16 protein-coding genes are annotated in these 23,053 nt (G+C 48.1%); 6 read left to right on the forward strand and 10 right to left on the reverse strand.

The window, feature by feature from the left end:
• Positions 1 to 214 precede the first annotated feature (214 nt).
• Positions 215 to 1,639 carry an NfeD family protein gene (locus ACSF8X_RS18985; RefSeq protein ID WP_500852002.1) on the forward strand — a complete coding sequence of 475 codons (1,425 nt, stop codon included), beginning with the start codon at positions 215 to 217 and terminating at the stop codon, positions 1,637 to 1,639.
• 4 nt (positions 1,640 to 1,643) lie between these two features.
• The gene (locus ACSF8X_RS18990) at positions 1,644 to 2,441 is read left to right on the forward strand and encodes a slipin family protein (RefSeq protein ID WP_500852003.1); all 798 of its coding nucleotides are present in this window, start codon (positions 1,644 to 1,646) and stop codon (positions 2,439 to 2,441) included.
• A gap of 105 nt (positions 2,442 to 2,546) precedes the next feature.
• On the opposite strand, the gene pelG is transcribed toward ACSF8X_RS18990, so the two are convergent.
• Genes pelG through ACSF8X_RS19025 form a run of 7 tightly spaced genes read right to left on the reverse strand, consistent with a single transcriptional unit; the run spans position 2,547 to position 14,610 of the window.
• Positions 2,547 to 3,920 (reverse strand): exopolysaccharide Pel transporter PelG, encoded by a 1,374-nt coding sequence (pelG, locus tag ACSF8X_RS18995; protein ID WP_500852004.1) that lies wholly within the window; start codon positions 3,918 to 3,920, stop codon positions 2,547 to 2,549.
• Positions 3,901 to 5,481 carry a GT4 family glycosyltransferase PelF gene (gene pelF / locus ACSF8X_RS19000; protein ID WP_500852005.1) on the reverse strand — a complete coding sequence of 527 codons (1,581 nt, stop codon included), beginning with the start codon at positions 5,479 to 5,481 and terminating at the stop codon, positions 3,901 to 3,903. The genes pelG and pelF overlap by 20 nt, the downstream gene beginning before the upstream one ends.
• Positions 5,478 to 6,446 (reverse strand): HEAT repeat domain-containing protein, encoded by a 969-nt coding sequence (locus tag ACSF8X_RS19005; protein WP_053062462.1) that lies wholly within the window; start codon positions 6,444 to 6,446, stop codon positions 5,478 to 5,480. Before ACSF8X_RS19005 ends, pelF begins: the two co-directional genes overlap by 4 nt.
• Positions 6,409 to 7,755, reverse strand: coding sequence for a PelD GGDEF domain-containing protein (locus tag ACSF8X_RS19010; RefSeq protein WP_047879067.1), 1,347 nt, complete (start codon positions 7,753 to 7,755; stop codon positions 6,409 to 6,411). The genes ACSF8X_RS19005 and ACSF8X_RS19010 overlap by 38 nt, the downstream gene beginning before the upstream one ends.
• Before the next feature lie 32 nt (positions 7,756 to 7,787).
• On the reverse strand, positions 7,788 to 8,312 hold the full coding sequence (locus ACSF8X_RS19015; protein WP_500852006.1) for a hypothetical protein: 525 nt from the start codon (positions 8,310 to 8,312) through the stop codon (positions 7,788 to 7,790).
• A 14-nt stretch (positions 8,313 to 8,326) separates the two neighbouring features.
• Positions 8,327 to 11,845 (reverse strand): tetratricopeptide repeat protein, encoded by a 3,519-nt coding sequence (locus ACSF8X_RS19020; RefSeq protein ID WP_500852007.1) that lies wholly within the window; start codon positions 11,843 to 11,845, stop codon positions 8,327 to 8,329.
• A gap of 20 nt (positions 11,846 to 11,865) precedes the next feature.
• The gene (locus ACSF8X_RS19025; protein ID WP_500852008.1) at positions 11,866 to 14,610 is read right to left on the reverse strand and encodes an endo alpha-1,4 polygalactosaminidase; all 2,745 of its coding nucleotides are present in this window, start codon (positions 14,608 to 14,610) and stop codon (positions 11,866 to 11,868) included.
• Between the two features lie 370 nt (positions 14,611 to 14,980).
• On the opposite strand from ACSF8X_RS19025, the gene rlmF reads away from it, so the two are divergent.
• Complete coding sequence (gene rlmF, locus ACSF8X_RS19030) at positions 14,981 to 16,036, forward strand: 23S rRNA (adenine(1618)-N(6))-methyltransferase RlmF (RefSeq protein ID WP_500852010.1); 1,056 nt, start codon at positions 14,981 to 14,983, stop codon at positions 16,034 to 16,036.
• A gap of 57 nt (positions 16,037 to 16,093) precedes the next feature.
• Here the strand turns inward: rlmF and ACSF8X_RS19035 are convergent, their stop codons facing one another.
• Positions 16,094 to 17,752 (reverse strand): electron transfer flavoprotein-ubiquinone oxidoreductase, encoded by a 1,659-nt coding sequence (locus tag ACSF8X_RS19035; protein WP_500852011.1) that lies wholly within the window; start codon positions 17,750 to 17,752, stop codon positions 16,094 to 16,096.
• A 125-nt stretch (positions 17,753 to 17,877) separates the two neighbouring features.
• On the opposite strand from ACSF8X_RS19035, the gene ACSF8X_RS19040 reads away from it, so the two are divergent.
• A complete protein-coding gene (locus ACSF8X_RS19040; RefSeq protein WP_500852012.1) occupies positions 17,878 to 18,627 on the forward strand; it encodes an electron transfer flavoprotein subunit beta/FixA family protein in 750 nt (249 codons plus the stop codon).
• Positions 18,627 to 19,580: an electron transfer flavoprotein subunit alpha/FixB family protein gene (locus ACSF8X_RS19045; RefSeq protein WP_500852013.1), complete on the forward strand. Its 954-nt coding sequence runs from the start codon at positions 18,627 to 18,629 to the stop codon at positions 19,578 to 19,580. The genes ACSF8X_RS19040 and ACSF8X_RS19045 overlap by 1 nt, the downstream gene beginning before the upstream one ends.
• A 16-nt stretch (positions 19,581 to 19,596) precedes the next feature.
• Here ACSF8X_RS19045 and ACSF8X_RS19050 read toward each other — a convergent pair whose 3' ends face one another.
• Positions 19,597 to 20,556: a LysR substrate-binding domain-containing protein gene (locus ACSF8X_RS19050; RefSeq protein WP_500852014.1), complete on the reverse strand. Its 960-nt coding sequence runs from the start codon at positions 20,554 to 20,556 to the stop codon at positions 19,597 to 19,599.
• 255 nt (positions 20,557 to 20,811) lie between these two features.
• Between ACSF8X_RS19050 and ACSF8X_RS19055 the strand changes: the two genes are divergently transcribed.
• On the forward strand, positions 20,812 to 22,185 hold the full coding sequence (locus tag ACSF8X_RS19055) for an MATE family efflux transporter (protein ID WP_500852015.1): 1,374 nt from the start codon (positions 20,812 to 20,814) through the stop codon (positions 22,183 to 22,185).
• Positions 22,186 to 22,332: 147 nt separating this feature from the next.
• Here the strand turns inward: ACSF8X_RS19055 and ACSF8X_RS19060 are convergent, their stop codons facing one another.
• A complete protein-coding gene (locus tag ACSF8X_RS19060) occupies positions 22,333 to 22,734 on the reverse strand; it encodes an SPOR domain-containing protein (RefSeq protein ID WP_047879057.1) in 402 nt (133 codons plus the stop codon).
• Positions 22,735 to 23,053: the final 319 nt, after the last annotated feature.

A 23,053-nucleotide genomic window follows, 5' to 3' on the forward strand; every position in this document is an offset into this window, starting at 1 on the left:
TCATTTGTTTGTCATATCGCTAAGTATCAGTTTTGTTATGAGTATCGTCTTTATGGGGAGTCGCTAACAGATTTACAGCCCAAGGTGTTGAGAATGCAAGACAGAGACATAAGGGAAAGGATTAATGAACTATCATTATTAATTAGGATGTTAATGATAAAAGCCTTGTTGCACATGTATTGTGATGAACAAGGAGTGCATGCTAGGGGGTGATATGAGAGTCTCCGCTTTTTGCTCCGCTCTGTGTTTATGGCTAATGAGTTTTTTTTCTTTTGCTGATGATGTTTGGATTATCGGTATTGAAGGAGGGATAGGTCCAGCAACTAGTGATTATGTCTCGCGTGAAATTGAGCGAGCTTACGAACAGAAGGCAGCATTCATAGTCCTTCAGGTAGATACGCCGGGAGGTCTAGACACATCGATGCGCGATATTATTCGTGCGATTACAACCTCTCCAATTCCCGTGGCTACTTGGGTCGGACCTGCTGGAGCAAGGGCCGCAAGTGCAGGGACTTATATCTTACTTGCCAGCCATGTTGCATCAATGGCTCCGGGGACAAACCTTGGGGCGGCAACGCCCGTTTCTTTGACGTCTCCCGGAGGTGGTGGGGATGATGATTCCAGTTCCAATCCGTTTGCTCCCCAAAAGCGTGAAAAAGAAAAAGAGTCAGAATCGTCAGCGGATAACCCCGCCTCTGAGCCTGAAGTGCAGAGTGATGAGGTCAAGGCAAATACCGCGATGGAGAAGAAGGTAATTAACGATGCCAAAGCATATATTCGAGGTTTGGCTAAACTTCATGGCCGTAATGAAGAGTGGGCAGAAAAAGCGGTATCGGAAGCGGCCAGTCTTGATGCTGAACGCGCCCTTGAACAGAACGTTATTGATTTTTTGGCACCGGATGTCGACAGCCTTGTAAAGCAAGCCAATGGGCGAACAGTGGTGATCAATGGCTTGGAGAGCAAGATTGAGTTGGCGAATGTGGCTTATATCGAGCGAGAGCAAGACTGGCGTTTTGAATTGCTATCTGTGATCACCAATCCCAATGTCGCGTATATATTGATGTTGATCGGCATTTATGGCCTGTTACTGGAGTTCTATAACCCCGGTGTTGGTTTGCCCGGCGTATTGGGTGGGATTTGTCTGTTGCTGGCAATGTACTCGCTGCAAATGCTACCGGTCAGTTATGCAGGATTGGGCTTGCTGCTGCTGGGTATTGCATTAATGATTGCCGAGGCATTCAGTCCAAGTTTTGGTATTTTCGGCCTTGGTGGGATTGTGTCCTTTGCCTTGGGGTCGGTGATGTTGATGGATACCGAGACCCCGGGTTATCAGATAGCTCTGCCGTTGATTATTGGCCTGACGGTGGTATCAGCGCTCTTTACCTTTGTGATATTGACGATGCTGCTCCGAACGCGGCGTAAGCCAGTAACAACAGGTGTTGAGGTGTTATTGGGCCAGCAGGCGGTGGTTGTCAGTGGTTTTCCCGGTATGGGACGCGTGCTGGTGGAAGGGGAAGTTTGGCAGGCCTACTGTGAAGGAGCGCTGGATAAGGGGCAATTGGTACGGGTAACCCAAGTCAATGGACTGAGTCTGGATGTTGTCCTCGACACGACAGGTAAACGTAAGAATAAGGAATAACGCGATGATTACGTATTCTCTTGCAACAATAATCGTATTGGTGGTGGCGCTGGTCGTCAGTATGTTCAAGGTGCTGCGCGAATACGAGCGTGCAGTGGTGTTCTTGCTGGGACGGTTTTATGAAGTAAAGGGGCCGGGGCTGATCATTATCGTGCCGGTGATCCAACAAATGGTGCGTGTTGATTTGCGTACAATTGTACTGGATGTACCGACACAGGATTTGATCACTCGGGATAATGTCTCGGTGAAAGTCAATGCGGTTGTGTATTTCCGGGTTGTTGATCCTAAAATGGCCATCAATAATGTCGAGAATTACCTTGAGGCCACCAGCCAGTTGGCTCAGACAACATTGCGTTCTGTATTGGGGCAACACGAATTGGATGAGCTGTTGTCCGAGCGAGAAGAGCTTAATCGTGATTTGCAAGGCATACTGGATCAGCACACCGACAATTGGGGGATCAAAGTTGCCAATGTGGAAATCAAGCATGTAGATCTGGATGACAGTATGGTGAGGGCACTGGCCCGTCAGGCTGAAGCAGAGCGTTCGCGACGAGCCAAGGTTATTCATGCGACGGGTGAGTTGGAAGCGTCGGCAAAGCTGCGAGAAGCTGCTGAAGTTCTGAATCAATCACCTAACGCGGTACAACTGCGTTATATGCAAACGCTAACCGAAATTTCCAATGAAAGAACGACGACAATTGTGTTCCCGATGCCAATTGACTTGGTTGATAAAATGGCATCGGTGATGTCGACGCCTACCGTTAAACCCAATGCTTCCGCAGGAGACAGCGAGACACAATAAGATGTATCACTAGATTACGGTTAAGAGATATATCTGAACGACACACCTGTTTATGATGCCACCAATCAGAACATCATCCCTTGATGAGCTGATTGGTGGTATCCGTTAAGAACGTTGCAGCATAAAAGTTTGATATTCAAGGTCGTCAAATTGGTTGTCTAGCATTATGAGGCCGACAATGGTTGTGACAAGCATTGTGATAGAAAAACCATAGCCATAGAACACAGGGCCAAGGTCAATGCTGACATGAGCCAGTATCAGGTTGCCCGCTGCCATCAGCACAGTCAGAGCCAGCGCAGAGTACCGTTTGTCCAAGTAGTACATCACATTCAGAATCGACATGACTAGAACTTGCAGGCTAACCCCCACTAAATCCACGTAGAGCAAATGTAAGTAGGATAGATCGATATTCAAGAAGGTAAGAATATCTTCGGCCCAGAGGATAAGTAAGGCGAGAGTCAATCCTTGTACTTTGAAAATTTCATAGACACTTTGCTGACAGGCCAGCACCATTTTGTCCTTTAGCAGAAAAATAGATTCCAGCGTCGCTCCTTCTCGCACCGCATCGTAGAATTTCAGGCAGGCATCTGCAAAATCGGTTTCCATCCGGAGCATAAATACCGCCATGCCGGGAACAATGGCAAGGTAGGCGATAAATATCGGCAAATCATAGATATAAGAGGCGCGAAAGACATCAACGACCTGATGCGATGTTTCATCCCGAAACCAGAACACAAACTTGTCCAGCCAGACTCCCAAGTTATAGAGAACGCCACACAAAATGAGTGAGAAGAAGGTCTTTTTAAAGTTAAGGAACTCAAAACTAACTAGGCGCTCTGCTGGGAAATCTCGGATGATGTGGAAAAGGAAGGCGAAAGTCATCAAAGCCTGACACGAGGTGAAAATCAGCATAAGGCCGAGAAGGCCAAACGGTGGAAGGAAGATACTTAGGATGACCATAAGCCCATAGCTGAGCATCATGGTGAAGAATATTCGATAGTATTCTTTCATACCGCTGAGGAAGATGATGATTAGCCATTGGTTACAGAGCAGAACAAAGGAGGCGAAAATGGCAATTTTCACTTCGGGATCAATTGAATCGCAGTATGACAAGACCGCGATCCCCAAAAGAGCGGCTAAACTACTGGTCACCAGCATCGAACCCAGCAGGTTGGGGACAATGCGGTGATCCTCTTTGGCAAATAACAGATCGGAAATGAAACGTGTCAGCAAGAGCTGGAACAGACCGCTGAGGATAAGAGAACCAGCCATCATGTAGGTAATGATGACCAAAAATTGGACGATCACATAGGTTGGGAAGACTACCCCGATACTGATCAGGCCGATAGCCAGCAAGGCGAGAATGGATAAAACCCAAGGGCCAGAACTGATAAGCCCAGCGAGACCATAGGCTTCCAGCATCGAGAGTAATGAGTTTTTTTTCAGTATTTTCCGTAATTCAAACCCGATCCCGGCCATGGACTGCCTCCTTGTAGAGTTTACGGTAAGCCTCGTACATCATTGGCTCATCATAATAACGATTGACTCTCACCCGGCCGATATCTCCGGTCGTTTTCCAGGCCTCTGCATCCCCCAGTACTTTGATGATAGCCTTGCTCCCTTCGGTTGGGCTAGCAATGGGGATGATTTCGCCGCATGAGCCCAGAGCCGCATCTTCACCTGCGGCCCCGTCAATTATTTCCCGGCATGCGCCGACTTCGGTGGCAATACATGGAATACCTGCCGCCATGGCTTCCAAAAGAACCAGAGGTTGAGCTTCACTGATTGATGTGAGCATCATCACCCCAAGTTCTGGCATGATTTCGGCTACATTCTTGCTGCCAACCATTTTGACACTCTCTTGCAAGCCAAGGCTTTCGATCAGCAATTGGCACTCATGAACGTAATTCGGGTCTTCTTCGGTAGGGCCGATGATCCAACCTTCAAGTTCTGGGAGGCACTCAATTGCTCCTCGAATAGTACGAATAAAGGTTTTGATGTCTTTAATGGGCACTACACGGCCCACTAGACCAACAACCATGGGCGGGGTCTCAGGCCGTAGCTCATAAGCCTTTTCAAACCGCTGGCAGTTTATGCCGTTGACGATAACCTGAGTGCGATCCGAAGGGGCGCCATCAGTGTGCTGTCGCTGTCGGTTGCCCTCGAACAACGCAATAATCTCATCCGCCTGATGATAGGCGGAGAGGCCCATTTGCTCGAAAAATCGGATCCATGTTTGGCGTGTTGTCCCCATGCCTTTGTGCATGGAGATATCAATAGTGTTATGGCTGTCTTTGATCCACGTCGCCTGCGAGAGGTCGATTTTTCGTTCTTTGGTATAGATACCATGTTCGGTTAGCAAGAAGGGTTTTTTCGTCCTCTGTTTGCAAAGGGCGCCCAAGAATCCAGCGTAGCCGGTGGAGACACTGTGAAAGGCTTTGGCTGGCGGTAAGTTTTGTGAAATTTGTGCCAGTATGAACAGAGGTTGGTAGATATTCCGGTAGGTCCAGAAATAATCAACAAATGACTGTTTATTTGCTGTTTCGCGATAGCGTTCAATTAGAACCTTCCACGAGGCGCGGCTATATAGAAAGTCTCCCAGAGAGAGTTGCTTTTCCTTGCCTAAATAGTCAGAAACTCGCAGCAGTAACTCGCCGGGGATGGGATGTTCATTTTGTTGGAAATAGGAGAGAAAGTCACCCCAGTCATCGAACCGATCTTCATCGCCGGAACGAGAGGATGGTTTCAAGTGACCATGATCAGACAACATATAATGCATTTCGAAACCGACGATATTTTCCGGAAAATCGTAAGCGGGTTTATCGTAAAAATCGGGGTGTCCGCCCAAGAAAATAATATGAAAATTAAATTCGGGTAATCCACTAATAATTTGATGTACCCAGCTCGATACGCCGCCTCGAACATAGGGATAGGTCCCTTCAAGCAGCAAACAGATATCGACCTCTTTTTCATGTTGCCGAGGGGGGATGGGGTTTGTGCTAAATCTTTTTTTCAAAAAAGCTGGCAACAGGGAAGTCATTTCCAATACTCCTTGATTTGGCTGAGTCGTCCACCTTTCTGGGTTGGGAAGTAATCGATGTAGTGGCGTGCCAATGTGTAGTCGTCACTAAGGTAAGCGGCCTCGGCAAGATAGGGAGCGACTTGTTTCAACAGCAAGCCTCCATCCATTGCAACCTTTAGGACGGGAACGGCATCTTCAGGCCGCTCTTGGGATAAAAGCACTCGGCCGAGTAATAAATTTGCCGATGCCGTGACTTTAATGTCATTGGCTTCATTCAAATAGTATTCGGCTTGTTTTAAATAGTGGGTTTTCAATATGCCTTCGGCAATGCCTAAATAGCACAACTCCCAATATTGTTGAGCAATTTCATAGGCTTTGACTTGGGTTGCTTTGTGCTCGAATTGTTTTTTTAACAGTGCAATGGTTTCGTTGATCTGAGTTTCTATTGCTTCGAGCGAAGCATAGGCCAGCAGCCGTACATCATCGGTGAGATCTTTGAGTGCCAGTTGTAACAATGGCACGGCATGTTGACGGGGGAGGTTTCGCACCGCGGCTACGGCCAGCAATCTGCGGTCAGGTTCGCTGTTGTGCAGAAGGATTTCCCTTAGTGCTCCTGCGCCGAATTTTTCACCGACACCATCACCGGGATGTTGTGGCAGAGGTGATTTTTCGCATTCCTGCCAAGTCACATTGGATTGTTCTCGAGGGAGGTAAAGGGCGATGAGCAATGAGCAGGATGTTCCGATCATTCCAATCAGTGGTAAAAATAAATTGAAGAAAAACAAGAAGCTCAAAGAGCCTATAATAGGAGATTTGTATTTTCTTGGCAGTAGGAGCCAGCACAGCGCGGTAAAACTGCCGCAGGCAATGGCATGGTTTGCAATAAATACCAGCCAGATACCTTGAGTTTCTGGCTGTTCAAAGACGAAATAGAAGCTTATGGCTTCAAACGTCAGGGTTTGAAGTATCAACCAAACTTTCATCGTAGGCTCCTAGCTCATCCATTAGCGTGCGAATTTCGGCCTTGTCCTGAGACATGGACAGCGGGCCGATAATATCGATGGCGTGCTGTTCATCGCCGATTTGCGCGTTAAGCAGTTCTTGTAGGCGATTAATATAGAGTTGGGCATCATAGACCGATGTCAGTGGCAGCAATACCGCCAGTGCCGGTTGATTATTGCGGGTTCGACATGACCAGTAGACGTCAGCACCTCGACGGTAACCGATAGCGTTATCAAGCGCGTGCTTGTGGGTACCATCACTGTCAATACAGACCACAACTGAACTGTCTGCGCCGTAATGGCGTTTGTTGTAACTGGCCCGCTTGAGGTAACTCATAAACAAATCGTTTTGGTGGGGTTGCAGAATTGGCGTAACAATTTGATTACTCAGTAAGTCAGCAGCATGGTTGGCAACGAGCGACAGTAAAGCGACATTGGCCGGAGTCAGCATAAAAAATTTGGCGCTTTCGGCAACAATTGCGGCTTGCAGTGTGCCGTGAGTATCAAGCAGAGGGATGCATAGCTGATAGCGTGATTTGTGTATTTGATCGGCCTTTAGCTTGGCTGGTGATAGCAAATGTTTGCTATGGAGCATGTCTTGTAGCATGGGGTCATCTTTCACCAGTTGATGTCGATCCCCGAGAACCGCATAGGCCATGCTGTCTATTTTATCGTCAGTGATCTTGTAGATACCCGCAACCTCAATACCACCAATTTCAGCCAATAGGTTCAAAAAGGGTTGGCCGAGGTGTTCAATTCGGTGTTCTGCGTGTTGCGAGGCTAGCTTATGCAAGGCATGAATACTGGATCGTAGGCTGACGGTTTGGCCTGCTGTACGCTGTTCTAACTGGTCATGTGAAACTTTGAGCAGATGGTAGTTCTGGGTAAAGCTCTCTAGCTTTTGGCTCATGTATTGATGGTCAAGCTGGTGGCGTCGGTTGATATTGTGCCAGTAGTCTTGAAATTCCCCGGCAATCATCGCCACCATGATTGTCCCAATGGCAAGGGACAGGGGATAGTATTCTATATAGCCAGTAATATTCATGACTGTGGCGAGACCGGCTGTCGTAAACAGCGAACAGGTAAAGCCCTTAGCAAAACCATAACGGAGCGAAATCAGTAGAGGTCCGAAGAGCGGCCAGAAAAAATTGTGCTCGGTAGAAGTGTGAGCCAGTGAATCAGACTGAGTCCAGATATAAATGGATAGTACCGCGACAATGACGGTTTCTAGCCATGCTAACCCGGCTCTTTTGAAGCCGGTAAATGTTTTGGCGTTGAGCAATCGTTTCATATATCACCGCAATTTGAATCTCTGGGATGTCGTTAGTCGGCATTTGGAGTAACATTGAGGCCATCAAGCAGCTCTTCAATGACAATGTGACCGGTTCCACTGACGCTCTCACGTCCCCAGCCTCCGCGACTTCCTGATGCTTGCCAATAAGTTTGGCCACTTTTTGCCGATTTTACCTCTAGGGTTATACCGACAGCTGGTTCACCATCGAGACCGCTTTTGTAATGCCATTCTTCTACCGAGCCGGTGATCACATAATCAATGGGTTGGCTGGCAAGCCAAGCCTGGGCTTTTTTCTGCTTGGCGGTGCTATCGAGGATAGTTTGTAAGTCATTGGCTGGTATTGCGGGGTATCTGACGGCATTAATTCCCTTAGCATAGAGCTGGGCTCGGAGGATCTGTTCTACTTTTTCTGCCGCAAGCGGTGTGCTTGAATGGTTCTCCATCGGCATGACCGCCCAAGTTTTACCCGTCGAAAAATTTGGGCTATCGGGAACCTGGTAGCTACTGCAGGCTGCAAGGGTGATGGCACTGATTAGTAGGAAGGGCTTTTTCATGGTCGTTATCCTTGTTAGAAACTGTAGTAATAACCAACGCTAAAACGGAGTGACTCTTCCCCGTTACGGTCTTGGCTTTGCCAGTCTGTTGTGATGTATAGCTCATCGTTGCCGACGATCCGCCATCCTAAGCCGGCACTGAGAGTGACGTCGGCTCGAGAATTGGTGATGTTGTAACCTAGCGAGCTGTCAAACCAGTAGCGAGGGGATGGAACGGTTGCGCCAGGTTGTCCTGGCTCTCCGTGCGATACCCGCTGGCCGATAGCGACGCGTTGATATTTGCTTTCGATAAAGTCTTGGCTTGTTAATGGTAGTGGTCCTTGCTGCCATTGGTTGAAACCCGATAGGGGGGCATCATCATGGGTAATATTTTGCAGCGTTGCATCGGCGTAGAGCTGCCATTCAGGATCTGCGAAGAAGAGGCGTTCTGTTGCCCGTATGTTAATATCGAAGCCGTGGCCGATATCATCGCCGAACCGTGTGCTTAACCAGTGGTAGTTCAGTTGCATCGTCAGGGCTTCGCGGGCGGTTGGCTGATAGGTTGTGTTGAACCCCAAACGGGTATCTTGTCCGGCAATAGCCAGTAGCTGGCTGGCTTCTATGTGGTTGTTTAGCCCGAATTCAATGCCAGCCTGCCAATAGTCATCCAAAGCCGTTTGGTAAGCAGCATTGAATCCTAGCCGTTGGTCGCCGACGCCGTTAGCCAGATCAATGCCGATATTCCAAAATCCTTCGCTGAGTTGATAGTGGTATTTGCCCCGCAGGCGATATTCATCGTCAATATCTGTACCGCGGATAAGATCAGGTGTATCCGCTTGTTGCCAGTCGGTACCTAGCCGCCAGTAACCATCGTAGTGTGGACGGTAGTAATCTAGACTATAGCGGGTGATATCCCACTGGGTGATATCGGCGCGCTGTGCTCGAACGCTGTGAGTTTTGTTGGGGTGCTGTAAGACATGGACCCTGCGAAGTTGGTTCTCTGCCGTCTTGTCTGCCATTGTTCCGATCAGTTCTTGCCCTTGCTGCCAGGCTTCTTGGTGGCGACCTGTAAATTGCAGGGCTACATTCTCGTCGGCTTCGGGCAAGTTGAGGGATTGGGATAGGATCGCTTCGACTTTGTGTTTGTCCTTCTGCTGCAACGCCAAAGATAACCGCTGCCAGTCTGGCAATTGATATTGGCGAAGTGCGGTTTGTTGCTGCCAGAATAGAAGCTGTTCAGCCTGGTTGTCTGCGAGCAAGTAACCGAACCATTCTGCAATGCGAGAGTCGGAAGGGGCCGCTAAGGTCGCACTCGTGCTCATGGCTTTAGCGGTCTTGTCATCAACAAACAAGGCGATGAGCGAGCGGTAGCTGGTGTCACCTCCGGGCAATGTGAGTAGTGTTTTTGCTTGTTGGGTCAAAACATAGCGTCGTAGTTGGTAGGCTTTTTCAGCTTGGCCTTGCTGTTCGAGTAAGGAAGCGTAGTTCAAGATAATGGCCGGATCATTGCTTTCTTGTTGCAAGACTTTTTCATACCAAGTCGACGCTTCGTGGCCCCGTCCTAATTGTTGGCTTGCACTGGCGAAGGCCAGCCATAAATCACTGTTCCCGCTCAATGGGGCTTTGTAACTGTTGTATAGGCGGGCGAGTGAATCTTTGTCATTGTGTTTAAGCGCCAGCCAAATCAGGTTACTGACAGCAGAGGCATTGCTTGGGTCAATTTTCAATATTTGATTGAAAAGTGCTTCGGCTTGCGGATCCTTGTTGTCGAGCAAAGCCAACTGGGCCCGGAACCCCAGTATTTCAAGGTGCTCATCAAGCTCTGGGTGCTCTTTGGCCAAAAGTAGCAGCGATATTAGTCGGTCTTTGTATTCGGGTTTTGTACTTGCCCGCATAGCGGCAAGGAGTAATTCAGTATTCCCCGTTTTTTGATAGAGCTTGGTTAGCTTTTCGACCCCGCTATCATCCAGCGGTGAAAGTAAGTTGATATACCGATAGGTATCTAAATTATCGCTGGCCAAAGTGGCAAGTTGGTTCTGGCTTTGCTCTGAAAGTGGTCGGTTACCGGTTTCCCAAGCGAGGGATGAAACGGCTTCAAGGTAATCTTCATCGGCGTCAATCCAGTCATTGGGGGCGGTTAGCGTATTCAGCGCCAATTTGGGCTCGTTGAGCATGATGTAGGCGTTGGCAAAACGCTCGGCCTCATTGAGAGTGGGTCGGCGCAATGGGCGAAGTTTTTGCCATTGGCGTGCAACGGCTGAGTGATTGTCGAGATAGCTATATAAGCGGGCAATATGGCTGATTAATGCCGAGTCGCGTGGGCGCATGTTTGCCAGACGTTTTATTGATGCCAAGGCCTTGTCAGTACCCTCGGCTTTTTCTATTGCGTTCATCCATGCATTATATTCAGCGGGTTGGATGAGGTTGCTAAGAGCCAGTTGATTATAAAAGATACCTTCATGGTAAATGTCCCCCAAAGCTCTGGATTCATCTATACCATCTCGAATTTGTTTTTCTGTTGGTTGGCGTGCGAGAAGTTTGATGCTTATAGCTAGGGCTTTGTCGACATCTCCTTGCCAGCGGTAGATATCGTGAAGCAGCACGTATTCAGATGTGCGTGGTTCTATGGCGATGGCTTTTTGCAGGAACAGCGCGGCGGCAGAAATATTCCCAATAGATATGGCATCTTGGGCAGCGCGTGCGTAACGGTCGATTGAGGGGGCAATAGCCAGTAATCGTTCAGACTGAATTAAAGTCACATCCCAGTTACCGATTCGGCGCGAATGATCGATAGAGGCTTGCAGGAAAGACGGATCATCGTGCAATTTACCATGATAGGCCAGAATAATATTGCGGCTGAGTTCAGGTTGCGCTGTTGCGATTAACATGTCGAATAGGGCGGTGGCCTGTTCGATATTGTCGAATTCACGGAAGGCGTCCAATTGGTATTTCAGTGAAGCTGTGTAGTCTTCACTTTGCAGTGCAAGGTTGATAAGTTCCTGATAGCTTGTCTGCCCGCTATGAATATGGGGGGAAAGCAAATCCATACCTTTTAGAGGCTGGGAAAAAGCAATGGCAGTATTGGCGTATATCCGCGCTAACTCTGGATCAGGAATATAGTCAATTTGTGCCAGCAGGGCCAAGATTTGCTCGGTTGCTTGTTGTTTTTTTATGGGGTCATCAGTGTAGCTTTGCTCCAGTAGCAAGTTAAGGTAGGTTTTCAGTGCCGCCCAGTCCCTTTCGCCATCACTGTTATAGAGGATGGACTCGATTAGCTCGCTGGCATGTTCTAGATCCCCCATTGCACGGTAATTGGCGACCAGTTGTTTCACGATATCGCGGTTTTGAGGATCACTGGCATAGAGTTGTTGTAAAAAGGCCAGCGATACTTCAGGAGACGACGAGCGGGCGATAAGCTGAATAAGCATCGATTTGGTAGGCGCGACCAACCATAGCGCCCATAGTGAGGTCGCAGTCAATACGACCAACGTCAATTTATTGATCAGGCGTGCTCTGGGTTTTTGGTTAGCCTTGTTTTTGTTCTTTCTAGCCATGCTTATCCCTATCCCCTCATTCAAACACCGTTCTGGCAACGAAGTGTGCCGGAAAAATGCCCAGATTTATTGGTGCGTAAAGTAACCAGCCCTTTGTTCGTTGTCATAGAGACGTGATCCCCAGAAACGAGTTGACAACGTTTTGCATAAAGCGTGGCCTTGAGAGGGACGTGTGAATTGATTGCCCACTGGATCTGCCCGTTACTGTTTTGCCATTTTTTTACTTGCCCATTGGTGCTCTTTAATTGGACCGAATAGTTTGGCTGTTCGGTAGTTGCAAGTTCTAATCTAGGTTGACTCAGGATCAAATAGTGTCCATCGGGTCCTTTGTTCCATCCGGCAATTTGCTGGCTGGATGGGTAGCCCAATGATGTCGGCACTCGGATGCTCTTTATACCCGTTGATGTAATTTGCCAATTCCCATTGAGTGTTTTGGCTATGCCTGTTTCGTAAAGGGCTCGGGCTCTGGTGGCGTACTCACTGAGAAACAGCGGTGTTGCTGGTTGGCGGATAGCCCAATCATAGACGTCCAATAGGCCTTTGAGCGAAGCTGGATAGGCCCCCGAGTACATATGGTAATAGATGCCGATTGTCTTAAGGCGGCGAGGGCTTCCGAGAATATTGAATGTTTCAATGGCGCGGTTATAACCATCGTGATGTTCCGTCCACAGGTTGGTATAGAGGTTTTCATTCAGGATTGGAGCATAGACCTGCACGGCGGATGGATACCAAACGATAGTTGATGACACCTGAGTAAAGCTGCGGTTTCCTTTTACGACATAAGTATTCCCACCGTTAACGTTGAGCAGGCCGGCTTGGTCGGCAATATTGAGAATCTCTTCGGTTGGGTCGGCTTTCCCAGACCAGAGGATTAATTCTACCTTTTTGCCTTTCGGAGCCAGCTTGGTGTTGATGTAATCGGCTGTACCGATGATTTCGTTGTAGTAGTCGACGGTATAACCGGGGATCGGAAGGTTGTCGCCATACTGTTTTGTTTTGATTGTTTTTGAAAAGTCCCAGAAGAACGGGTGGCTGAAAGTGTGGGAAGCCACTTCGATATGAGGAAGTTTGAAGATATTGCGGGCAACGTTTTCCATCGCGTGGCTCTCTTGGGGATACAGTCCACGAGAACCGACTTCTCCTTCAATGACCGAGACGGTTTGCGGAATCCGATATTTTTTGAAGACGTGCTCCAACAACACTTCAGCGGTGTAAGGCTTGCCGGGGAACCATGCCTTTGACGGAAAACCGTCCCCATCTACATGGCTGGTCAGAATTCTAAGGCCACCTTCGGTAGTCGCATCAGCAGCAGGGATTGCGGGCAGTGAGAGTGTTTCATCGACTAGCCGAAAGGGGTCAATAATCCAAGTCTCGCTATCGTTGGCAAGGCTCATTACTGGGAATGGAGACAAAACAGCGCCTCCCCACGGTGCTTTGAACAGCGATGTTGTGCTTTTGCCTTGTTCATCGGTAAAGCGGATCAGGCTGCTGACCCCATGACCGTTAGGTTGCCATGCTTGGTGCCGTTCAAATGGGCTATAGGCTGCTGGATAATAGCCTTTTGTCCAATCTTTCCCTTGGCTTTGGTGTACTTGTCCTTGTAAATCGCCATTTGACTTGATGCCGAGTTGGGATAGAAGGGTTTCGTCTACGGGCAGGCTATTCACAAATAGGAGTGGCTTCGTACCTAACAATTCTGCCAGCCAGCGGTTGATCGCCGGATAACGCTGGTAACTGGCTTCCTCAAGCCACATAAAGACAGCGGCATAGGCGCTTAGATCATGATTGGTGAAATTGTAGTTTTGGATATCACGGCATTCAGGGACATACCCATAATACTCGATGGGCATCGCCATCATCCGGTGGCAAGCCGAAGTCGTCATCTTCCCGTATTGGCCGTCGTAAAAGCCTAATACGCGTTTTGCGACGGGAACAATGGTACTGACCCCATATTGATAGAGCATCCCGTCACTAATGTAAGGGGTATACCCTTCGTCAATAAGACGCTGTGCCGCTTGTTTTTGTTTTTCTCTGTTATCTGCGGGCAGATAGTCAATGACAATGGTTTCTATACCCCGGGTTTTGACTTCGTTGAGGCGGTTTGTTAGCCATGTGGTATCTTGTTTCGGGACGGATTGATAGCTGTTGTCCAGAGGATGGTAGCTATGATAGAGCGATTCGGCGACTACCGCGTAGGGTTTGAAAGGCAATTGCTCGATGACTTCGAAGCCACGGTTGAGCATCAGCAATGGGCGGCTGGATAACTGGTTAAATTGGTTGAGAATATTGGTTAGAGCCAGTTGCTGTTGTTGCTTTTGCGCGGCCTGCTTGGCAAAAAGGGTATAGCTGTCAAGGGTATCAAGGAACAAGCCGTCAAAGCCTCGGGCCATGAGTTTTTGGGCTTCGTGGTTCAAATATTCTTGCCAAGGCTGCGCACTGAGATCCATGACATGGCTAGCCCAGTTCTGGTTGAAGGTCGGTGAATGTTGTTTAAGTGTCGCGGGGAGTATCTCTCCGTCATATTCTCCTACGCTGAGGTAGGCGAAAACCTTCGTTCCTGCTTTGTGTAGGGTGGCTATTTGCTTGTCGGAAATAAGCGCAGGGGTGACAACAACCCGTTTGTAGTTGATGAGTTCGCGTACGGAATCAATATCGTTATAGTAAAAGGCAACAGAGGCAGGGAGGGTTTGCTGGGCAAACGCATTACCCCCAGAAACGGTGAGGATGAACAGTAGTAAGTAAGATATTTTCTTTAGTAAGCTCATGGGCGGTTCATCCTTAAACAGCTGTTCAAACAAGCTATAACGATAGGTGGCAATACCTATAAGTAAAGTTAAGATAATGAATATGTATAGTGTATTGTCTCCAAAATGTTATCTAAGTACCTATTTTATTACAAAATATTCCATGATGAAATAGTGTTCTATATGTAATAAAAGCAAACAGCATTATTGAAGTGCTCTTGGTTAAAAATAGAGCGAAACCAATGTAATAATCAGTGTGATCGTGTGATGCCGGGCAATTTGATGGTTTTCTCAACTGAGAATGGCTTTTAGCTGCTGACGTACAGGGTTGGCTAGAGTAAGATACGGCACTTTCGCCATTGGCACAGTCACAGCGTCTATGATTAAGGCTATGAATAAAAAGACTCCCGTTAAGGCCCAGAGCAAAGGGCTGCATCCTCGAAATCCTCACCGTGACCGGTACGACTTCCCAGCCTTGATCAAAAGCTGTCCTGCTTTAGCACCATTTGTTGCTGAAAATGCCTACGGGGATTTGTCCGTTAATTTTTCTGATCCGCAGGCCGTGAAGACACTGAACCGTGCTTTGCTAAGTCATTTCTATCAGGTTGATTTTTGGGATATTCCCGAGGGTTACCTTTGTCCTCCTATTCCCGGACGAGCTGATTATCTGCACTATATTGCCGACTTACTGGCAGACTCAAATGGCGGCGTTATTCCCAAAGGGAAACATATTCGCGGGCTTGATGTAGGCACCGGGGCTAACTGTGTATACCCAATTGTCGGCCGTAGCGTTTATGGTTGGCGTTTCGTTGCCGCAGATATTGACTCGGTTTCGGTGAAAACTGCCAAGTTTATTGCTGATTCCAATCCGGTACTGAGTGGTCAAATCCAATGTCGCTTGCAGAAGAATCCTGATCATATCTTCACAGGTATGATCAACGATGATGATGTGTTCGACTTTACCCTGTGTAACCCGCCGTTTCATGCATCATTGGAAGAGGCTGAGGCCGGCAGTCAGCGCAAGGTGAAAAATCTAGCTGCTAATGCTAAGAAAAAAGAGATGCAGGCATTTGGTAAACCAGAAAATATGCGTGCTAAGGGTAAGCCTGCTGATTTTCAATCGATGCGCGGTAAAGCAAATAGCAAAGCGGTACTTAATTTTGGTGGTCAAAAGGCAGAGCTGTGGTGCCCTGGCGGTGAAGCGGCATTCATTCAGCGCATGATTACTCAAAGCCGAGAAAAAGCCGGCCAGTGCTTCTGGTTTACGACCTTGGTTTCGAAAAAAGAGAACCTGAAAGGGATTTACCAACAATTGCAGAAAGCCGGAGCGGTTGAAGTAAAAACCATTGATATGGCTCAAGGGCAAAAGCTGACCCGTTTTGTAGCTTGGACATTTCTCTCTGCAGAAGATCAAGCGGTATGGCGCGAGGCGCGCTGGGCACGCTAAGCGAATATAATCGAGATATGAAGGCACTACCGGAGACGGCAGTGCCTTTTTTATGCGTTACATGTTGGGGTAGTTGGGGCCGCATCCACCTTCCGGTGTTACCCAATTGATATTTTGAGAGGGATCTTTGATGTCGCAGGTTTTGCAGTGGATGCAGTTTGCTGCATTGATTTGAAATGTGGGTTTCCAGTTGTGCTCTAGGATTTCGTAGACACCTGCTGGACAGTAACGCACGCTCGGTTCCCCATTTAGTGGCAAGTGTTGTTTGAGAGGAATGGCGGGATTATTTAATACAAGGTGACACGGTTGGTTTTCTTCGTGCTGGACGTTGGCAAGATAGAGCGACGAAGCTTTGTCGAAACTTAGTTTGCCGTCAGGTTTCGGGTATTCAATGGGTTTGTGCTTGGCAAGTGGCTCAAGGGCTAGGTGATCAGGCTGGTTATCTGTTAGTGATAATGACATTCGGTTTTTGAGCCATGTTTGCTCTAGGGTCGCCAGTGCCCCGCCAAGCAGTGGCCCGAATTTGTGAATGCCAGCGGTTATATTACGTGCTTCGTACAGTTCATCGTATAACCAAGAATTGCGAAAGCGGATATCGTACCCCGGTGTTGTATGCTGCAGTCCTTGGCGCAATTCATCAAACACCGCTTCTGCGGCCAGCATGCCGGATTTCATCGCACAATGGCTGCCTTTTATTTTTGCCATATTCAACGTACCCGCATCACAACCGATTAATAGCGCTCCCGGCATTTGCTGGCGGGGCAATGAGGCGAGGCCGCCTTTTGTAATGGCTCTTGCGCCGTAGGCGATACGTGTACCTCCGGCGAGATATTGACTGAACAAAGGGTGCTGTTTCATTTGCTGGAATTCATCGAACGGGCTGAGATAGGGATTGCGGTAGTTGAGATCGACAATTAGCCCGACACTAACGAGATTGCCGTCGAGGTGATAAAGGAAGCTGCCGCCATCGGTGTGAGTGTTGCTAAGAGGCCAGCCCATCCCGTGGATGACCAATCCTGGATGATGCTGGTGGCTGGGAATCTCCCATAATTCTTTGAATCCCAAAGCATAGTGCTGAGGCTGTCTGTCGTGATCTAGCTGATATTTTTCAATTAGCTGCTTTCCTAGGTGCCCACGAGCCCCTTCGGCAAACAGGGTGTATTTGGCATGGAGTTCAATGCCTGATTCAAAGTTGGGCTTGGGATGACCGTGCTTGTCTCGTCCCATGTCTTGGGTTGCCACGCCGCATACCGCACCCTGCGGGTTATAGAGAATTTCGCTTGCAGGGAAGCCAGGGAAAATTTGGACCCCCAGTTTTTCGGCTTGTTGGGCTAACCAGCGGCAAAGGCTGCCAAGGCTGATAGCAAAATTACCGTCATTGGCCATACTGGCAGGGATGTAACTCGGGTCAATATTGAGGTAGTTAAAACGGTTGGTGAGATAGCAAAACTTATCATGATTTACGGCCGTGTGTAATGGAGCTCCAAGCCGCTCCCAGTCAGGGAAGAGCTCATCAAGCGCTCGATGTTCGAAAAGGGCCCCTGAAAGAATATGTGCTCCAACTTCGGCCCCTTTCTCAACCACGCAAACCGAGAGTGGGTAACTGGCCTCATTGGCCATTTGCATGATATAGCAGGCCGCTGATAGTCCCGCCGGGCCTGCTCCGACAATGACTACGTCAAACGCTATGCTTTCTCGGGAACTTTCTGTCGGCATAATTGTGCTCGCTCTGGATCTTGCGCAAGAAGGGAATGGGATATAGCTAAAATATAGTCCAGTTGACGTAAACGTAAACTCGGCTAGGCTCAAAGAATCATGGGCTTCATTCAAAGGAAGGACGTGTGAAAGTATTGGTGGCGATTAAGCGTGTAGTTGATCCTTATGTGAAAATCAGAGTCAAAAGCGATGGTTCAGGTATTGATAATGCCAATGTGAAAATGACCATGAACCCCTTTTGTGAAATAGCGGTTGAGGAGGCTGTCAGGCTAAAGCAGCAAGGCGCGGTGACGGAGATTATCGTTGTGTCCATCGGTGACGGCGCTTGCCAAGAGCAATTACGTACGGCACTGGCTTTAGGGGCGGATCGTGCCATTCATGTTGATGCAGAACCGGATTTGGAGCCTTTGAGCGTTGCCAAGTTGCTCCATGCCCTTATCGAACAGGAGAAGCCGCAGCTGATATTGCTGGGCAAGCAGTCAATAGATACCGATAACAACCAAGTTGCTCAGATGCTGGCAGCGTTGGCACGGTTACCACAAGGGACATTTGCCTCGAAGGTTGTTGTGGAAAGTGACATTGTCACGGTAACTCGAGAGGTTGATGGCGGGTTGGAAACATTAGCCTTGACTCTGCCTGCTGTGATCAGTACGGATTTGAGATTGAATGAACCGAGGTACGCATCGCTTCCTAATATTATGAAAGCAAAGTCGAAACCCTTAACAACGGTGACCCCGCAAGTGCTTGGTGTTGAGTTACACCGTCACCAAAAGGTGATTGAGGTAATACCGCCACCAGCAAGACAAGGTGGGATCACTGTAGCCTCAGTAGGTGAGCTGATAGACAGGCTTAAAAATGATGATAAGGTGATCTGATGGCGGTATTAGTCATAGCTGAGCATGATAATCATGCATTGTCTGTTGAGACCCTGAAAGCGATTACGGCGGCAAAGTCTGTGGCCGAGACGGTAGATATTCTGGTGGCCGGTTTACATTGCTATTCTGTGGCTTGGCAGGCAGGGGGGATAGATGGTGTCAATAGCGTTTTGCTGGCTGACGATGAAAGTTATTCTGAGCCGTTCGCAGAGAGTCTCGCCGGGCTAATCGCCGAGGTTGGGAGTGTTTATAGTCACATATTGGCGGCAGCTACCACGACGGGAAAAAATATATTGCCAAGAGCGGCGGCCTTGTTGAATGTCGGTATGCTGGCAGATGTAGTAAGCATAGAGTCAGAGGATACGGTTATTAGGCCGATATATGCAGGTAATGCATTAGCGAAGGTACAATCTCTTGATTCGATTAAGGTAATGACGATCCGCAGTTCGGCATTTGATCCGGTGGAAGCACCAGACGTGGATGCAACTAAGATGTGTGAACCGCTTGCTAAAATAGCCGAGTTGGATGTTGTGATCGCCAATACGGTATCTCGATTAGTTGGTCGACAAGAAGTCGTCAGTGAACGCCCTGAGCTGCCAGTTGCCCGGGTAGTCGTGTCGGGTGGCCGAGGACTTGGCAGCAAAGAAAATTTTGCCTTGATAGAGCAACTTGCCGATAAACTGGGGGCGGCTATTGGCGCATCGCGGGCGGCGGTCGACGCTGGCTTTGTGTCTAATGATTTGCAGGTAGGACAAACAGGTAAAATTGTCGCCCCGGATTTGTATATTGCAATAGGAATATCTGGTGCGATTCAGCATCTTGCCGGAATGAAAGAGTCAAAGGTGATCGTAGCGATCAACAAGGATCCAGACGCACCGATATTCGAAATAGCCGATTATGCGTTAGTAGGGGATCTGTTTGAATTACTCCCTGAACTCATTGAAGCTCTTTAACGCTAACTTTCTATATTTATTCAATCACTTGCCAGCCATGCTCATGCGCCATTGCCGTTAGTACGGCATGGTCGCTCTGCAATTCTTCTTCCATCCAAGTAATGAAACTTGTGACGGCGTCACTTTCAAGGCCTATTCGGTAGTAATATTCCCATGAACTGTTGGTCACAATGGTCGCGTCTTCAGGAAGACGGAGGTAGCCTTGTCGCAGTTCATTGACCACCAGCATCAGATCGGTGATGGTTACGCCTTGTCCCGAAAAGCATGATGTCAAAGCCATATCTAGGGTATTGAAAGTAATACCATTTTGGTTGATATGTTTCTCCAAGCCGTTACGTGATAACCAGACTTGCCAGTCACTCTGTTCTGGGCTTGGGTGCAGCCGCGGATAGTGGAGAATATCTTCGACGGTCATCGGATTGTGTTGTGGTGCAAGCAACTCCGAATAGACAGGGGCAAGGTACTCCCGGCGCAAGAAATGCAATGGGAAGTGGCTTTTGGGTTCGTGCTGCACATTATAGATGGCAATATCGTAGTCATCATTTTCAAGTTTTAGCTCTTCGCTGCTGTAGCCCATATTGGATTCTAGGTTAATGTCCAATGTAGGGTAGCGTGCTTTAAATGAATGCAAACGAGGGATCAACCAGCGCACCGCAAAACTCATCACGACTTTGATCCGCAAGGTATGACTTTCTTTAGCCTGAAGCTGGCGAATGGTGTGGTTGAGTTCGCTGTACTGGCGGGTAAGAATCAGAGCGATCTCCTTTCCTTGCTCGGTTAAATCCAATGCGCGGTGATGGCGAATAAATAATTGAAACCCCATCTGTTCTTCGAGTTGCCGAATCTGTCGACTAACCGCGCTTTGGGTAACATTGAGTTCCTCTGCGGCCAAGGTGAAGCTAAGGTGACGAGCGGCAGATTCGAAGACCCTCAAGCCATTGAGTGATGGTGGCAGCAATGTATGTCTTTTTTTCATCTTAATCTTCAGTTGTTCAATGGGGTATTAGATTCTTTGCATGAGTTTTTAGAATGCAAAAGAACTATAAATGTTGTTTGAAACATGATGCAAGAGCCAATAGAGTGATCAAGATCATGTTGGCGTATTGCCTTTGGTATCCTTAATACATTTCTCCCAGCAGTAACACTTTACTTTTATTGAATATTTTGACTTCTGTTGGGCATTTTTCTTTTTCCTTGGGGGATCCCCCCCATGCTTGTTCGTAGGTGAATAATGAAAAAATTGATCAGCCTTGCTGTGCCTCTTATCATTTCACAGCTGGTTGCCCAATTGTTGGTTTTTACCGATGTTTGGATGATGTCCCGTTTGAGCATCATGGCGATCGCTGGTGGTGGGCTGGGGGCATCGGTTTATTCGATCGTATTTACGGTTGCTGGCAGTACCGTTGGTTGTGTTGCGAACTTGATAGCTATCGCGTACGGCAAACGTGTTAGCCAGCCCGAAAAAGGGGATGCGGACGTCAACCGTTCGCTGAAAAGCGGCGTGTTACTTGCCGTATTGCTGACCTTGGCACTACAGCCATTGTTTTACCTGATGCACCACTTGTTGATTGCGGCAGATCAAGATCCACAAGCTGTCGTATTAGCGATGGATTATATGGATGCGCTGAAATGGTCGATGCTACCAACCTTGATGCTGCTGGTGCTGCGTAGTTTGGTTAGTGCGTTTGGTGATACCCGCTCTGTGATGGTGATGTCTGTTGCTACGGTGGTATTGAATGTTCCGTTGAGCTACCTATTTGCCTTTGGTTTGAATATGGGGCTTGCTGGGCTAGGTTATGGCACTTCACTGGCGGCGTTTATTGTCATGGTGGGCTACGGCTATTGGGTGTTCACCCGCCCGAAGTACCGTCGCTACAATCCGTTTGTCGCTTTAGATCAGTACAAGTTAGGGATCCTGCTGCCTTTGTTGGCTATTGGGGTACCAATCATGATTGCAACCATGCTTGAGCATGCGTTGTTTTCAGCGGCAGCCTTGCTGGCAGGTACGTTGGGGGCAGTGTCATTGGCCATTCATCAGATTGCTATGCAGTGCTTGAACCTGTCATGGAATATCGCATTCGGCCTATCTCAGGCAGCCTCGATTCTGGTGAGCCAGCATATGGGGCGTCAAGAGCCTGATATGGTCAAGCGTTATGCCAAGCTCGGTGTGGTATTGGTGACAGTGACCAGTGCCGTATTTGGTTTACTGGTTAGCTTAAAACCAGAGTTTTTAACTGTGGTGTTCAATGTGGAAGGGGATGCATTGGCCAGTGAACTGGTTGCTCAACTGCCGGGTGTCATGATTATGGTGGCGATGTGTTTTGTGGTAGATGCTTGGCAACTTACCGCAATTAGTATTCTACGAGGGATGAAAATCGTCAAAGCACCCACAATCAGTACGGCAATTGGTTACTGGCTGATTGGTTTTCCGGCTGCATGGGTTCTGATGAGTGTGATGGGGTTGCGCGGAGTATGGGCCGGGTTGGGGATCGGCTTGGCGGCAACCGGGATCATGCTGGTTGTGATTTTGTTGCGCGAGCTACGGAAGATGACGTTACAGGGTGACACCGATTTGGATCATTCCGAACATCAGACGTTGGTATAACCTCCACGATAGCGACTTACTGATGGGTATAGCCATTGCCGTATCGTCATAGCAGAAGATACGTTGTATAAGAAAAAGGTAAAAAGAAAGCCGGTTTAAAAACCGGCTTTTTTTGTCTGTTTGATGCGCATCGCGGTGCGCGACATATTAACGCAGACGGAAAACGTCTGTTTGTTTGTCACTTTGCACTTCGGCAAAACTGCGGATAAATGGACCTTGTTGGCGAACATCCGCTGGCAGCTGGTCAATCATGTAGCGTGCTTCAGCTTTTGTCGCAAAATCGCCATAGATCACTGCATACCAGTGGTAACCTTGGCTGCGTTTCCAGTTAACCCAAATAGGTTGTTGGCCGTGGATAGAGCGGATGTAGTTTTTTACATCCCTTTGGCGTTCTTCTCTTAGAGCCAGTACCTGAATAGTAAAGCGGTTCGGGTTCAGGTGGCCATAGGCTTCCTGAGTTGTCATTGCCCCAATGCATTGGTTGTCACTATATGTGTTAGAACAGCCAGCCAATAATAGCACGGCCAAAAGCGCAAAAATCTTTTGCATTATTCTTCTCCGAATGTCCCTACAGTGCTTGTGATCAGCACTTTATATAAACGACTATCATATCAATTTCATAAAGCGATATGGTGATAAAAGGCAAATTTATCAGTGCGTTTGCTGGATATCCCAGCAATTTTGTGCGAAATCAAGTCGAATAACATTATGGGCTGTCGTTATCGGACCGTTCTCGAAAGGAATTCATACCAAAACAATAAATTGCTTAGTGTATAAACAGGTGCACGGATGAATTTTGCCTAACAAGTGACTATTGTAACGCCTTATGATTATACTGTATATAAATACAGTTATAAGGGTTATAAAT

Source organism: Photobacterium panuliri, assembly GCF_059920555.1.